We start from the raw sequence: 13,712 nt of genomic DNA on the forward strand, positions 1-13,712 counted from the left end.
CGAAACCTTGTTGCGCCTCACTGCCTGTTTGCGCTTCGTTTCGAAGCACTGCATCAGCAGCGAAGCCTTAGACTGTAGCACAGCTTTTTCGGCCCGCGCAAGAGATTCGAAAGAATTTCTTGAGGAGGGCCTCCCGGCCCTCCTCCATTGCTCTCACCGGATGTGGGCTGTTCAGTCTTCCTGGAACGCCTCTTCCCGCTTGCTGCGGATGGTGGGCAGCATCACCACCAAGACCAGCAGCAGGGCTGCGCCCAGCAGGCCCGCGGACAGCGGCCGGCTGACGAAGGTGCCCCAGTCACCCCGTGACAGCAGCAGCGCCCGGCGCAGGTTCTCTTCCATCATGGGCCCCAGGATGAAGCCCAGCAGCAGCGGCGCCGGCTCGCAGCTGAGCTTGTAGAACACATAGCCCAGCAGGGCGAAGCCAGCGGTCAGGAAGACGTCGAAGCTGTTGTTGTTCAGGGTGTAGGTGCCGATGCAGCAGAAGGTCACGATCGCCGGGAACAGGAAGCGGTAGGGCACGGTCAGCAGCTTGATCCACATGCCGATCAGCGGCAGGTTCAGCACCACCAGCATCAGATTGCCCACCCACATCGAGGCGATCAGCCCCCAGAAGAGCTGGGGATTGCTGGTCATCACCTGTGGGCCGGGCTGGATGCCCTTGATGGTCATCGCACCCACCATCAGGGCCATCACCGCATTGGGCGGGATGCCCAGCGTCAGCATGGGGATGAAGCTGGTCTGTGCACCGGCATTGTTGGCACTTTCCGGGCCGGCCACGCCCTGGATGGCGCCCTTGCCGAAGGCATGGCGCGGCTTGCGCACCACCTTCTTCTCCAGCGTGTAGGCAGCAAAGGAGGCCAGCAGCGCGCCGCCACCCGGCAGCACGCCCAGCACGGAGCCCAGCGCCGTGCCGCGGATGACCGAGGGCCAGGCGTCCTTGAAGTCCTCGCGGGTCGGCCACAGGCCTTTGACTTCCTTGGTGAACACCTCGCGGTGCTCGGCCGGCTGCCCCAGGTTGGCGATGATCTCGCCGAAGCCGAACACGCCCATGGCGATGACGACGAAGCCGATGCCGTCAGACAGCTCGGGGATGTCGAAGGAGAAGCGCGGCGTTCCCGAGATCACGTCAGTGTTGATCTGCCCCAGCAGGAGGCCCAGCACGATCATGGCGATGGCCTTGACCAGGGAGCCCGAGGCCAGCACCACGGCGCCGATGAGGCCCAGCACCATCAGGGAGAAGTACTCGGCCGGGCCGAACTTGAAGGCCATCTCGGTCAGCGGCGGGGCGAATGCCGCAATGATGATGGTGCCCACGCAGCCGGCGAAGAAGGACCCCAGCCCGGCCACCGCCAGGGCCGCACCCGCGCGCCCCTGGCGGGCCATCTGGTAGCCGTCGATGGCCGTCACCACCGAGCTGGACTCGCCCGGCACGTTGATCAGGATGGCCGTGGTCGAGCCACCGTACTGGGCGCCGTAATAGATGCCGGCCAGCATGATCAGCGCCGGCGTCGCATCCAGCGCGTAGATGGAGGGCAGCAGCATCGCGATGGTGGCCACCGGGCCCAGGCCCGGCAGCACGCCGATCAGCGTTCCCAGCATCGCGCCCATGAAGGCGTACAGCAGGTTCTGGAAAGTCAGCGCGGTCTGGAACCCGAGCAGGAGGTTGTCAAGCAGACTCATGGGCACTCCTCAAGCCAGGAACACAGGCCAGACGGGGATGGTGAGCTTCAGTCCCCAGACGAAGATCACCCAGCTGCCCGCCGTCAGGACCACGGCGCTGATCAGCGCGTCCTTCCAGTGGAACTCATCTCCGGCCAGCGAGGAGACGAAGATCAGCAGCGGCAGCGTAACCACCAGCCCCAGCTTGGGCAGGGCCAGGCCGAACATGGCGATGGCACCCACGATGACCAGCAGCGGGCGCCAGGCGATGGCGCCGACGGGATCACCACCGGGCGACTCGATGGTCACCGCCTTGAAGAGCACCAGGCCGCCCAGCAGGGCCAGCAGGATGCCCAGGCCGAAGGGGAAGTAGCCGGGGCCAGGTTTTGCCGAGGAGCCGAAGTTGTATTCCGTGGCGCCCCAGGCAAAAGCCAGACCGACCAGCAAAAACAACAGACCGGACCAGAAGTCTCTTTGGCTCTTGATCTTCACAGAGCGCCTCTCATGCAGTTGTCGAACGATTCTAGGCAGCGCTCCGCCTTCCACCGTCTGTGGTTTCCACGTAAGCGCAACAGGGGCGGGCAGCCGGGTGAGCGGGTCAATGCTCCCACTGCGGGGTGCTGCGCAGTACCTCGTCCAGCGTGGTCTGCCCTTCGGCCACCTTCATGGCGCCGGCCAGGCGCAGGGGACGCAGGCCCTCCTGCATGGCCTGGCGGCGCATGGCAGGCATGTCGGCCTGGGCATGCAGGTGCTTGCGCACGGCCTCGCTGAGCATCAGCAGTTCGTAGAGGCCGGCACGGCCGCGGTAGCCAGTGTTGCGGCACTCCAGGCAGCCGACTGGCTTGTAGGCATTGACCTTGCCATTCATGCGCCAGGGCTTGAGCGTCTCGTTGAGGGTCTCTGCCGTGATGCTGTCGTCCGGCTGCTTGCAGTGCTCGCACAGGGTGCGGACCAGTCGCTGCGCAAGGACGCCGATCACCGTGGCATTGATCAGATAGGCAGGCACGCCCAGGTCCAGCAGCCGGGTGACGGCGGACACCGAATCATTGGTGTGCAGGGTGCTGAAGACCAGGTGACCGGTGAGGGAGGCCTGGACGGCCATCTCGGCGGTTTCCAGGTCGCGGATCTCGCCGACCATGATGATGTCCGGGTCCTGGCGCATCAGCGCCCGCAGTCCTTCGGCAAAGTTGAAGTCGATGGCCGAATGGACCTGGGTCTGGTTGAAGGCCGGCTCGATCATTTCGATCGGATCCTCGATCGTGCAGACGTTGACCTCCTCCGTCGCCAGGCGCTTGAGGGTGGAATAGAGCGTGGTGGTCTTGCCGCTGCCGGTCGGGCCGGTGACCAGGATGATGCCGTGCGGCTTGGCCACCAGCTTGTTCCAGCGCTCGGAGTCATGCCGGGAAAAGCCCAGCTCGCTCAGGTCCTTGACGGCGTTGTCAGGGTCGAAGATGCGCATCACCATCTTCTCGCCGAAGGCGGTGGGCAGGGTCGAGAGGCGCATTTCCACCTCCTCGCCCAGCGGATTGCGCGTCTTGATGCGGCCATCCAGGGGCCGGCGGCGCTCCACGACGTCCATGCGGCCCAGCAGCTTGATGCGTGAGGTCATGGCCCCGAGCACGGTCGGGGGCAGCTGGTAGACGGTGTGCAGCACGCCGTCGATGCGGAAGCGGATCAGGCCGATCTCGCGGCGCGGCTCCAGGTGGATGTCACTGGCGCGCTGGTCGAAGGCGTACTGCCAGAGCCAGTCGACCACCTGCACGATGCCCTGGTCGTTGGCATCCAGCTGGCGGTTGGAGCGCCCGAGCTCCACCAGCTGCTCGAAGCTGGCGGAGGGCGCCACGGCGCCGTTCTTGGCCGCCTCGCGCACCGACTTGGCCAGGGTGAAGAACTCGGTCGTATAGCGCGCGATCTCATTGGGGCTGGCCACGACCAGCTTGATCTGCTTGCGCGTGTGCGACTCGATCTGGGCCACCCAGCCGATGTCGAAGGGCTCGCTGGTCGCGATCGTGATGTCCATCAGCCCGAACTGGATGGGCAGGCAGCGCTTGGCCTCGGCATAGCTGACCGACATCACGTCGGACACCCGGCCCACGTCCACCTTGAGCGGGTCGATGCGCAGATAGGGCAGGCGCGCCCGCTCGGCCAGCCAGGCGGTCAGCGCCTCCACATCCAGCAGCTTGCCATTGGACAGGCGGTGCAGGCCGGCGCCGGCCAGGCGCAGCAGGGGGTGCTGGGCGCTGTCCCCGGCGCCGAAGCGCTGTTCCACGCGCTGGGCGGCCTCGGCGTCGATGAGGCCGTCCTCCTGCAGCCAGCGCAGCAGGGGCCGCCACTCCAGGCGGCCGCCCGGCTGGGCCACGGCGGCGGACTCGCTCTTGGATGCACTGTTCATCTCAGGCCTTCTCCGCCATCAGTTCAATGATGCTCATCGGCAGGGGGCGCACGAGGCGCAGCCACTTGCGCGCCGGCAGGCCATGACTGCCGTAGCGTTCCTCGATCTTATCGGCGCGGCGCTCCAGCTCCTCGCGGTCCGGCACCTGCACGCCGCGGGCCGCCACCACCACGGTATTGCCTTCCTTGGTGGGCGCCAGGCTCCAGACCTGGTCGCTGCCGAACACCCGGGCGATGCGCGAGGCGCTGCGGGCGAAGCTGGCGGCGCGGCCGAAGAGGTTGACCGTCATCAGGCCGCCGTCGGCCAGCACGCCGCGGCAGGCGGCATAGAAGGCCTCGTCGTCCAGCACGGGCGAGGCGGCGTCGTGGTCGTAGAGGTCCACATTGAGCACCTGCACCGTCTGCAGATTCGCCGGGTCGGTCACCCAGCGGGCGGCATCCTGGTTGAGGACGGTGAGGCGCTCGTCGTCCTCGGGCAGGTGGAACCAGCTGCGGCAGGCGGCGATCACGGTGGGGTTGATCTCCACGGCCGTGGTCTGCATGCGCAGCACCTTGTGGCAGAAGCGGGTGAGCGCCGCGGCGCCCAGGCCGAGTTGCACGGCATGGCCTTCGCGCAGGGATTCGCTGTCCCGCCACAGCATCCAGGCCATCATGCGCTGGATGTACTCCAGCTCCAGGACCTGGGGCTTGCGGATGCGCATGGCGCCCTGGACCCAGATGCTGTCCAGGTGCAGGAAACGCACGCCGTCGAATTCCGACAGCGTCGCGTGGGTCCATTCAGGGCTGGCCGTGCGGCCGCTTGCTTCCTTCGTCTTCTTCTTGGTGCTCATCCAGCAGTCCGGCAAAGGCAAAGACCTCGCGCCAGGCCTGCAGCTTGCGCTCGAAGCTCCAGCTGGCATTGGCCGGGCTGGTCGAGGGCAGGCGAAAGACAGGCAGGCCGAGGGCTTGCGTGACGCGCAGGCTGCGCGCCGATTCCCCGCCATTGTGAGCGATTGCCCGCAGCTCCGGCAGACCTCTCACCAGTGCTTGCAAATCATTGGGCGCGGCGGCCCGGATGTCGGCGTCCAGGCTACCCTCGCGCTGGCAGCTGGCATAGACGTCCCAGACGGCCAGCCCGCGGTGGGTCACCCACTCGCAACGCTGCTCGTAAGGCATGGCACGCAAGTCCTGACCCCACAGCGCCGACAGCAGCGGCCAGAACTGGTTGCGCGGATGGCCGTAATACTGCCCGGCGGCCAAGGAGGCGACACTCGGGAAGCTGCCCAGCACCAGCAACCGCGCCTGAGGCGAGGCCAGCGCGGGCAAACCCTGGAGCACGGGCGTGCCCGGGGCCGCTTCAATCGACGGGCCCGTCGCCCCTGCCAGTCCCGCTGTCATCCGGCCGTCGGCCGGGGGCGTTCGTCGTGCCATGTCATTCATTCAAGTACACGGAGGATTGCAATGTTGAATACCGAAGCCATCTGGATTTTCCTGAGCACCCAGGGCATGGATTTTGGGCTCAAGGTCCTGGCCGCACTGGCCGCATGGATCATCGGCCGCTGGGTCATCGGCCTGGTGCTGCGACTGATGGGCGCGGCGCTGGAGCGCGGCAAGCGCATCGATTCCACGCTGTCCACCTACCTGCGCTCCATCCTGTCGGTGATCCTGAACATCGTCCTGGTGCTGGCCATCCTGGACATCTTCGGCATCCACACCACCTCCTTCGCCGCCCTGCTGGCCGGCGCCGGTCTGGCCATCGGCACCGCCTGGGGCGGCCTGCTGACGCACTTTGCCGCCGGCATCTTCATGCAGGTGCTGCGCCCCTTCAAGGTGGGCGACTTCGTGCAGGTGGGCGGGGTCACGGGCACGGTGCTGGAGATCGGCCTCTTTGGCACGACGCTGGTCACGCCGGACAACGTCCAGACCATCATCGGCAACAACAAGATCTTCTCGGACACCATCCAGAACTTCTCCAGCCTGCCCTTCCGGCGCGTGGACTGCGTGGCCAAGATCGCCAACAGCGTGGACCCGCTGGATGCCATTGCGCGGCTGAAGACGGCGCTGGCACAGATCCCCAACGTGGCCAATTCGCCCGCACCTGACGTCGAGATCCTCAGCTTCACGCCCGAAGGCCCTCTGCTCTGCGTGCGTCCCTACACCCACACCGACCACTACTGGCAGGTCTACTTCGACACGCACAAGGCGGTGGTCGCCACCTTCGGCGCGGCGGGCTACCCGGTGCCCGAGACCCCCATCACCCCCCGCAACCGCTGAGCGGCCGAGTCATTCAGCCGGCAGGGAGGTCCGGCAGGAAGGCCGTCGAGAACAGGCTGATCACCGTCCAGCCCAGGGCCTCGTAGAGCGCGCGCCCGGCGGCCGTGGCCACCAGCAGCTCCGGTGAGCGGGCCTCGATCCGGCACGCACCGAGCTCGCGCATCAGCAGCCGGCCCAGCCCCCGCCGCTGGTGGGCGGGCTCGGTGATGATGCGGTCGTAGATGAACACGCCGGCCGTCTCCGCGGCATGGCCGCTGGCGGCGAGCTCGCCGGCCTCGGTCAGGATGCGCACCTCGCTGAGCCCCGCCTCGACACGCCGCTCGCAGCGGTAGCCCGGCACCAGCAGCGCTTGCGGTGCCCGGCCGGGGCCCAGCATGAAGTAGCCCGGCAGCGCGATCCGCCACGCCGGCGGCAGCGCCGCCAGCAACTGATCGGGCGGGGCGCAGGCCTTGATGAAATGCCGCGGCTGCGCGAGCCCCTGCGCGAGGGCTGTCACGGTCGGGCCGACCCGGGGGAAGACCCAGCGCCGCACTTCGTCCGGCGCATGGACGTCGACCCGGTAGCCCCCCGCATCGTCGACGGGCGCCGGCAGCCCGCGTGCTGCCGAGCGGGCTGCCAGCCAGGCCCGGATCCAGACCGCGAGGTCCGGACGGTCTCGATCAAGGGGCTCGGCCATCTGCAGAAGCTTTCATGGGAGCCCTCCCAGGGAGGCCAGGCGTGGCAGCGCCGCGATGGCGTTGGCCCAGGTCCGCTCGGCGGCCTGGTCCAGCGTCCAGCGCCGCAGGTCGGCCAGCTGCGCCGCAATGCGCGGCAGCTCGGCCGGCTCGTTGCGGCTGGACTCGCCCGCCGCGCGCTGCGCCGCCGTCTTGTAGAGCCAGTGCGGCGGGATGTCCGGCGCATCCGTCTCCAGCACCAGGGCCTCGGCCGGCATCGCAGCCGCCAGGCGCCGGATCTGCAGGGAGCGCTCGAAGGTCAGCGTGCCACCGAAGCCCAGGCGAAAGCCCAGCTGCCAGAAGGCCTGCGCCTGCTGCTCGCTGCCATTGAAGGCATGGGCGATGCCGCCCGTCACGGCGGTCCGGCGCAGCCCCGCCAGCAGCTGATCGGCACTGCGCCGCACATGCAGCAGCACGGGCAGACCCTGCTCGCGCGCCAGCTTCAGCTGCGCCACATAGAACTGCTGCTGGCGCGCGCCGTCGATGCCTGGCACAAAGAAGTCCAGGCCGATCTCGCCCACGGCGACGAGACGCGGGTCGTCGCGCCAGGCCCGCAGGCGATCGGCCAGCAGGGTCAGGTCTTGCTCCGCGGCCTGCATCACGTACAGCGGATGGATGCCCAGCGCATAGGCGAAGCCGTGGCGATGCGCCAGCGCGTGCACGCTGTCGAAGTCGAAGGCCGCGACGGCGGGGATCACGATCTGCCGCACGCCGGCGTCCCGCGCGCGCTGCACGACGGCGTCCCGGTCCGCCTCGAACTCGGGCGCATCCAGGTGGCAGTGGGTGTCGATCCACATGCCAGCGCCCCGGCCTCAGCGGAAGACCACCGTCCGGTTGCCGTTCATCAGCACGCGGTGCTCGGCATGCCACTGGATGGCGCGGGCGAGGGTGACGCACTCGGTATCCCGGCCGATGGCCACCAGCTGCTCGGGCGGCATGCTGTGGTCGATGCGGGCCACCTCCTGCTCGATGATGGGGCCCTCGTCCAGGTCCGAGGTCACGTAGTGCGCGGTGGCGCCGATCAGCTTCACGCCGCGCTCATGCGCCTGGTGGTAGGGCCGTGCGCCCTTGAAGCTGGGCAGGAAGCTGTGGTGGATGTTGATGGCGCGCCCCGAGAGGTACTCGCACATCTCGCCCGAAAGGATCTGCATGTAGCGGGCCAGCACGACGAGGTCGATGCGGTTCTCCTCGACCACCTCGCGGATCTTGCGCTCCTGCGCCGCCTTCTGCTCGGGCGAGGCGTTCAGCAGCGGGAAGTGGTGGAAGGGGATGTTGTGCGAGGCGGCCAGCTGGTAGAAGTCCCGGTGGTTGGAGACGATGGCCGGGATCTCGATGGGCAGGTGGCCCGTCTGCACACGGAAGAGCAGGTCGTTGAGGCAGTGCCCCAGCTTGGAGACCAGCAGCAGCACGCGGGTCTTGGCTTCGCGGCCGACCAGCTCCCAGTCCATCTGCAGCTGCTGGGCCAGCGGCGCGAAGGCCTCGCGCAAGGCGGGCACCGGCGTGGCGCGGCCGCATTCGAACTCGATGCGCATGAAGAAGCGCTGGTGGTCGGCGTCCCCGTGCTGGGCCGAGGTCAGGATGTTGCCGCCCTGCTCCAGCAGAAAACCCGTCACGGCATGGACGATGCCGGCCCGATCCGGGCAGCTGAGCTTGAGGATGTAGCGGGGCGAAACAGCAGACATGGGGCCTCCAGGACAGTGGGGCACCGATCCTACTGCAGCCCGCGCTCAATCCTGCTGGAGCCGCCCACTCACGAGGTTCAAACGGGTTTCACAGCGCGCGGCCAGCTGCTGGTCATGGCTCACCATCACGAAGGCCGTGCCCTGGCTGGCGGCCAGCTCCAGCATCAGGCCGAAGACGGCGTCCGCCGTGCCGCGGTCCAGATTGCCGGTGGGCTCGTCCGCCAGCACGCAGGCCGGGCGGCTGACCAGGGCGCGGGCGATGGCCACGCGCTGGCGCTCGCCACCGGAGAGCTCGGCCGGCCGGTGCATCGCACGCTGGCCCAGGCCCACGCGCTCCAGCATGGCCCGCGCCTGCGAGCGCGCCTCGGCCTCGGGCAGGCGGCGGATGCGCAGGGGCATGGCCACGTTGTCCAGGGCGGTGAACTCGGGCAGCAGGTGATGGAACTGGTAGATGAAGCCGAGGTGCTCGTTGCGCCAGCGACCCTGCTCGGCGGGGCTCATGGCGGCGAAGTCGCGGCCCATCAGCTCGACGCGGCCGGTGCTGGGCGCATCCAGGCCGCCCAGCAGGTGCAGCAGCGTGCTCTTGCCCGAGCCCGAGGCGCCCACGATGGCCAGGGTCTGCCCACGGCGCACGCTGATGTCCACGCCCGTCAGCACGGTCACGTCCAGCGGGCCTTCCTTGAAGCGGCGGCTCAGCGCGGTGCCCTGCAGCACCCGCTCGTTCGAACGGTCATTCATAGCGCAGCGCCTCCGCCGGTTGCACGCGGCTGGCACGCCAGCTCGGATAGAGGGTGGCCAGGAAGGCCAGCACCAGGGACGTGAGGGCGATGGGGATGATGTCCGACCACTGCGGATCGCTGGGCATGCGGCTGATCACGTAGACGCTGCTGGGCAGGAAGCTCGTGTTGAATAGGCGCTCGATGGCGGGGACGATCACATCGATGTTGAAGGCCGTCACCAGGCCCAGCAGCGTGCCGCCGACCGTGCCGATCACCCCGGCCGCAGCGCCCTGCACCATGAAGATGCCCATGATGGAGCGCGGGCTCGCGCCCAGGGTGCGCAGGATGGCGATGTCGCTCTGCTTGTCGGTCACCGTCATCACCAGGGTCGAGACCAGGTTGAAGGCCGCCACCGCGACGATCAGGGTCAGGATGATGCGCATCATGCGCTTCTCCAGCTGCACGGCGTCGTACCAGCTGGCGTTGGTGCGGGTCCAGTCACGCACACGGATGGACGGACCGAAGCTCAGCGAGAGCTGGTCCCCCACCTCGCGGGCCTGGTGCACATCGGCCAGGCGCAGTTGCACGCCGGTCGGCCCCTCGACACGGAAGAAGCGCTCGGCATCGCCAATGTGGATCAGGGCCAGCGCACTGTCGTACTCGTAGTGGCCGGCACTGAAGATGCCCACCACCTTGAACTGCTTGAAGCGAGGAGAGACGCCGGCCGGCGTCACGTCGCCCGTGGGCGCGGCCAGGGTGATGCGGTCGCCCTCGCGCACCTGCAGCGCGCGGGCCATCTCCACGCCGATCAGCACGCCGAACTCGCCGGGCACCAGCCGCTTGAGCGCCGTGTCCTTGAGCTCGGCGGCCAGCGGCGTCATGGACGGCTCCAGGGCCGGGTCGATGCCGCGCACGATGGCGCCGCGCATGTCCTCGCCCCGCGCCACCAGCACCTGGTTGGCCACGAAGGGCGCTGCCGCCTTCACCTGCGGGTTCTGCTTCGCCTTCTCGGCCAGCTGAAGCCAGTCCGGGAAGCTCTCGCCCTGCCAGCCCATCAGCTCGATGTGCGACACCACCGACAGCATGCGGTCCCGCACCTCCTTCTGGAAGCCGTTCATCACCGACAGCACGATGATCAGCGCCGCCACCCCCAGCGCGATGCCCAGCATCGACACCCCGGAGATGAAGGAAATGAAGCGGTTGCGCCGCCCGCCCCGGCCCGCACGCGTGTAGCGCCAGCCGACCTGCCATTCATACGGTAAATCCATCAATCACCTTGCATGCGCCGCCTGCGCGGCCTTGAATCTGTGGGCCCCGACAATCCCGCTTCGCCAGGACACCGGCTTAGCGAGCGAAGCAGGCATAGCGCCCTCCCCCGCCGGCGCAGCCCGGCGCCAGGCACGGAGCCCGAGGATCCGGCTCCGCCGGGCCTACGGGCTCGCCCCCCTGGGGGGGCCGGCGCAGCCGGTAGGGGGGGGTCAATGTGCCTCATCCCAGTTGGCCCCCACGCCCACCTCGGCCAGCAGTGGCACCTTCAGCTCGGCCACGCCCGCCATCAGGCGCGGCACTTCGGCGCGGATCCAGTCCAACTCTGCCTCAGGCACCTCGAAGACCAATTCGTCATGCACCTGCATCACGATGCGGCTGTGCTTGCCCTCGTCGTCCAGCGCCTTCTGCACCGCGATCATGGCCAGCTTGATCAGGTCGGCCGCCGTGCCCTGCATGGGCGCGTTGATGGCCTGGCGCTCGGCACCGGCCTTGCGCGGGCCGTTGCCGCCGTTGATCTCGGGGAGATAGATCCGCCGACCGAAGTAGGTCTTGACGTAGCCGTTGTCCTTGGCCGATTGGCGGGTCACGTCCATATAGGTCTTCACGCCGGCAAAGCGGGTGAAGTAGCGGTCGATGTAGTCCTTGGCCGCCTTCTGCTCGATGCCCAGGGACTGCGCCAGCCCAAAGGCGCCCATGCCGTAGATCAGGCCGAAGTTGATGGTCTTGGCATAGCGGCGCTGCTCGCTGGTGACGGCGTCGACGGGCACGCCGAAGACCTCGGAAGCCGTGGCGCGGTGCACGTCCAGCCCGTCCTGGAAGGCCTTGAGCAGGCCCGGGTCCTCGCTGATGTGGGCCATGATGCGCAGCTCGATCTGGGAGTAGTCGGCACTGACGATCACATGCCCCGGCGGCGCCACGAAGGCCTCGCGCACCCGGCGGCCTTCCGCGGTGCGGATGGGGATGTTCTGCAGATTCGGATCGTTGCTGGACAGCCGCCCCGTCACCGCCACCGCCTGCGAGTAGGAGGTGTGCACCCGGCCCGTCTGCGCGTTGACCATCAGCGGCAGCTTGTCGGTGTAGGTGCTCTTGAGCTTGGCGAGGCCGCGGTATTCGAGGATCTTGGCCGGCAGCGGGTAGTCCTGCGCCAGCTTGTCCAGCACCTCTTCGTCGGTCGAGGGCGCGCCGGTGGCGGTCTTCTTGACCACGGGCAGGCCCAGCTTGTTGAAGAGGATCTCGCCGATCTGCTTCGGGCTGCCCATGTTGAAGGGCTGGCCGGCGATCTCGTAGGCCTGCTGCTCGATGGCCACCAGGCGCTGCGCCAGCTCATGGCTCTGGGCCTGCAGGCGCGCGCCGTCGATCAGCACGCCGTGGCGCTCGATACGCGCCAGCAGCAGGGCCACCGGCATCTCGATCTGGCGGTAGACGAAGTCCAGCCCGGCATCCGCCTGCAGGCGCGGCTCCAGCAGCTCGTGCACGTGCAGGCACATCTCGGAGTCCTCGCTGGAGTACTCCGCCGCCCGGGCCACGTCGACCTGGGCGAAGGGGATCTGGTGCGCGCCCTTGCCGCAGAGGTCCTCGTAGCTCAGGCCATGGCGTCCCAGGTGGCGCTCGGCCAGGGCTTCCAGGCCGTGGGTCTTGTGCGCCTCCAGCACATAGCTTTCCAGCATGGTGTCGTGCACATAGCCCTGCACTGCAATACCGTGGTTGGCGAAGACGTGCAGGTCGTACTTGACGTTCTGGCCGAGCTTGGGCCGCGTGCCATCCTCCAGCCAGGGCTTCAGCCGCGCCAGGACCTCGTCCAGCGGCAGCTGCGCGGGCGCGTCCGGGCCGTTGTGGCGCAGGGGGATGTAGCAGGCCTCGCCGGGCTTGTCGGCAAAGGACAGGCCCACGATGCGCGCGGCCATGGGGTCCAGGGAATCGGTCTCGGTGTCCAGGGCGACCAGGGGTGCGGCCTGCAGGCGTGCCAGCCAGGCGTCGAAGGCGGTCCAGTCCAGGAGGGTGTCGTAGCGGCGCTCGACCTGCGCGGCCTCGGCCGGCGGCGCGGCATCCGCGAAGAGGTCGCCCGTCGTGCCCTGCGCCGCTGCAGCAGCCTTGGGCGCGGGCGCCGCGCCACCGCCCAGCTCCGCCTCCAGCTCGCGCTTGAGCGTGCGGAAGCCGTAGCGGGTGAAGAAATCGAGCAGGCCGGGCTTGTCCACGGGCTGCAGGGCCAGGGCGTCCAGGGCCGGCCATTGCGGCACGTGGCCGTTCAGGTCGCAGTCCAGCTTGACGGTCACCAGGCGGCGGCCCGTGGGCAGCCAGTCCAGGGCCTTGCGCAGGTTCTCGCCGGCCACGCCCTTGATCTTGTCAGCGTTGGCCACGACACCGTCCAGCGAGCCATATTCGGCGATCCACTTGGCGGCGGTCTTGGGGCCCACCTTCTCGACGCCGGGCACGTTGTCGACCGCGTCGCCCATCAGCGTCAGGTAGTCGATGATGCGGTCCGGCGGCACGCCGAACTTCTCCAGCACCCCCGCCACGTCCAGGCGCTCGGGCGGCTTGGCCATGGTGTTGATCAGGCTGACGTCGGCATTGACCAGCTGGGCCAGGTCCTTGTCCCCCGTGGCCACCACGACCTGGTGACCGCTCTCGGCGCCCAGGCGGGCCAGCGTGCCGATGGCGTCATCCGCCTCGATGCCCGGCACCTCCAGCAGCGGCCAGCCCAGCAGCTTCACCACCTCGTGGATGGGGGCGATCTGCGCCCGCAGGTCGTCGGGCATGGGCGGGCGGTGGGCCTTGTACTCGGGGTACCAGTCATCGCGAAAGGTCGGGCCCTTGGCGTCGAACACGCAGGCCGCGTGCTCGGCGCCGATGTCGTCGCGCAGCTTCTTCATCATGGCCACGAAGCCATGCACGGCGCCGGTGGGCTGGCCCTCGGGGCCGCGCAGGTCCGGCAGGGCGTGGAAGGCGCGGTAGAGGAAGCTGGAGCCGTCGACCAGCAGCAGGATGGGTTTGCTCATGGGGGCGCATTGTCACGCAAGGCACCGCTG

12 protein-coding genes are annotated in these 13,712 nt (G+C 68.5%); 1 reads left to right on the forward strand and 11 read right to left on the reverse strand.

Translation table 11 applies throughout. The annotated features are described in order from the left end of the window. Window positions 1-171: 171 nt before the first annotated feature. From O9Y01_RS09675 to O9Y01_RS09695, 5 genes are all read right to left on the reverse strand, one after another. Window positions 172-1,680, reverse strand: a complete 1,509-nt coding sequence (locus O9Y01_RS09675; protein WP_269631391.1) for a tripartite tricarboxylate transporter permease — start codon at window positions 1,678-1,680, stop codon at window positions 172-174. 9 nt (window positions 1,681-1,689) lie between these two features. Next, the gene (locus tag O9Y01_RS09680; RefSeq protein ID WP_269631392.1) at window positions 1,690-2,151 is read right to left on the reverse strand and encodes a tripartite tricarboxylate transporter TctB family protein; all 462 of its coding nucleotides are present in this window, start codon (window positions 2,149-2,151) and stop codon (window positions 1,690-1,692) included. A 106-nt stretch (window positions 2,152-2,257) separates the two neighbouring features. Next, entirely contained in the window at window positions 2,258-4,051 is a 1,794-nt protein-coding gene (locus O9Y01_RS09685) for a GspE/PulE family protein (RefSeq protein ID WP_269631393.1), read from the reverse strand. A 1-nt stretch (window position 4,052) separates the two neighbouring features. Then, window positions 4,053-4,880: a spermidine synthase gene (locus O9Y01_RS09690; RefSeq protein WP_269631394.1), complete on the reverse strand. Its 828-nt coding sequence runs from the start codon at window positions 4,878-4,880 to the stop codon at window positions 4,053-4,055. Next, window positions 4,828-5,367: a DNA-deoxyinosine glycosylase gene (locus O9Y01_RS09695; RefSeq protein ID WP_269631395.1), complete on the reverse strand. Its 540-nt coding sequence runs from the start codon at window positions 5,365-5,367 to the stop codon at window positions 4,828-4,830. The genes O9Y01_RS09690 and O9Y01_RS09695 overlap by 53 nt, the downstream gene beginning before the upstream one ends. A gap of 123 nt (window positions 5,368-5,490) precedes the next feature. On the opposite strand from O9Y01_RS09695, the gene O9Y01_RS09700 reads away from it, so the two are divergent. After that, window positions 5,491-6,303: a mechanosensitive ion channel family protein gene (locus O9Y01_RS09700; RefSeq protein ID WP_442952741.1), complete on the forward strand. Its 813-nt coding sequence runs from the start codon at window positions 5,491-5,493 to the stop codon at window positions 6,301-6,303. Between the two features lie 13 nt (window positions 6,304-6,316). On the opposite strand, the gene O9Y01_RS09705 is transcribed toward O9Y01_RS09700, so the two are convergent. From O9Y01_RS09705 to polA, 6 genes are all read right to left on the reverse strand, one after another. Further along, window positions 6,317-6,979: a GNAT family N-acetyltransferase gene (locus tag O9Y01_RS09705; protein ID WP_269631396.1), complete on the reverse strand. Its 663-nt coding sequence runs from the start codon at window positions 6,977-6,979 to the stop codon at window positions 6,317-6,319. A gap of 12 nt (window positions 6,980-6,991) precedes the next feature. Next, window positions 6,992-7,813 carry a TatD family hydrolase gene (locus tag O9Y01_RS09710; RefSeq protein ID WP_269631397.1) on the reverse strand — a complete coding sequence of 274 codons (822 nt, stop codon included), beginning with the start codon at window positions 7,811-7,813 and terminating at the stop codon, window positions 6,992-6,994. A gap of 15 nt (window positions 7,814-7,828) precedes the next feature. Then, window positions 7,829-8,698, reverse strand: a complete 870-nt coding sequence (gene purU, locus O9Y01_RS09715) for a formyltetrahydrofolate deformylase (protein ID WP_269631398.1) — start codon at window positions 8,696-8,698, stop codon at window positions 7,829-7,831. 45 nt (window positions 8,699-8,743) lie between these two features. Further along, window positions 8,744-9,436, reverse strand: a complete 693-nt coding sequence (locus tag O9Y01_RS09720; protein WP_269631399.1) for an ABC transporter ATP-binding protein — start codon at window positions 9,434-9,436, stop codon at window positions 8,744-8,746. Further along, window positions 9,429-10,685 (reverse strand): lipoprotein-releasing ABC transporter permease subunit, encoded by a 1,257-nt coding sequence (locus O9Y01_RS09725; RefSeq protein ID WP_269631400.1) that lies wholly within the window; start codon window positions 10,683-10,685, stop codon window positions 9,429-9,431. The genes O9Y01_RS09720 and O9Y01_RS09725 overlap by 8 nt, the downstream gene beginning before the upstream one ends. A 210-nt stretch (window positions 10,686-10,895) precedes the next feature. After that, window positions 10,896-13,682, reverse strand: a complete 2,787-nt coding sequence (gene polA / locus O9Y01_RS09730) for a DNA polymerase I (protein WP_269631401.1) — start codon at window positions 13,680-13,682, stop codon at window positions 10,896-10,898. Window positions 13,683-13,712: the final 30 nt, after the last annotated feature.

The sequence above is a fragment of the Pelomonas sp. BJYL3 genome, assembly GCF_027257975.1.
Classification (GTDB): domain Bacteria; phylum Pseudomonadota; class Gammaproteobacteria; order Burkholderiales; family Burkholderiaceae_C; genus Roseateles_B; species Roseateles_B flavus.

Excerpts from the sequence above, each read along its gene's own strand:
- O9Y01_RS09675 (WP_269631391.1), bottom strand. The coding sequence starts at position 1,680 with ATGAGTCTGCTTGACAACCTCCTGCTCGGGTTCCAGACCGCGCTGACT.
- O9Y01_RS09725 (WP_269631400.1), bottom strand. The coding sequence starts at position 10,685 with ATGGATTTACCGTATGAATGGCAGGTCGGCTGGCGCTACACGCGTGCG.
- O9Y01_RS09700 (WP_442952741.1), top strand. The coding sequence starts at position 5,491 with ATGTTGAATACCGAAGCCATCTGGATTTTCCTGAGCACCCAGGGCATG.
- O9Y01_RS09720 (WP_269631399.1), bottom strand. The coding sequence starts at position 9,436 with ATGAATGACCGTTCGAACGAGCGGGTGCTGCAGGGCACCGCGCTGAGC.
- O9Y01_RS09705 (WP_269631396.1), bottom strand. The coding sequence starts at position 6,979 with ATGGCCGAGCCCCTTGATCGAGACCGTCCGGACCTCGCGGTCTGGATC.
- purU (WP_269631398.1), bottom strand. The coding sequence starts at position 8,698 with ATGTCTGCTGTTTCGCCCCGCTACATCCTCAAGCTCAGCTGCCCGGAT.
- polA (WP_269631401.1), bottom strand. The coding sequence starts at position 13,682 with ATGAGCAAACCCATCCTGCTGCTGGTCGACGGCTCCAGCTTCCTCTAC.
- O9Y01_RS09710 (WP_269631397.1), bottom strand. The coding sequence starts at position 7,813 with ATGTGGATCGACACCCACTGCCACCTGGATGCGCCCGAGTTCGAGGCG.
- O9Y01_RS09685 (WP_269631393.1), bottom strand. The coding sequence starts at position 4,051 with ATGAACAGTGCATCCAAGAGCGAGTCCGCCGCCGTGGCCCAGCCGGGC.
- O9Y01_RS09690 (WP_269631394.1), bottom strand. The coding sequence starts at position 4,880 with ATGAGCACCAAGAAGAAGACGAAGGAAGCAAGCGGCCGCACGGCCAGC.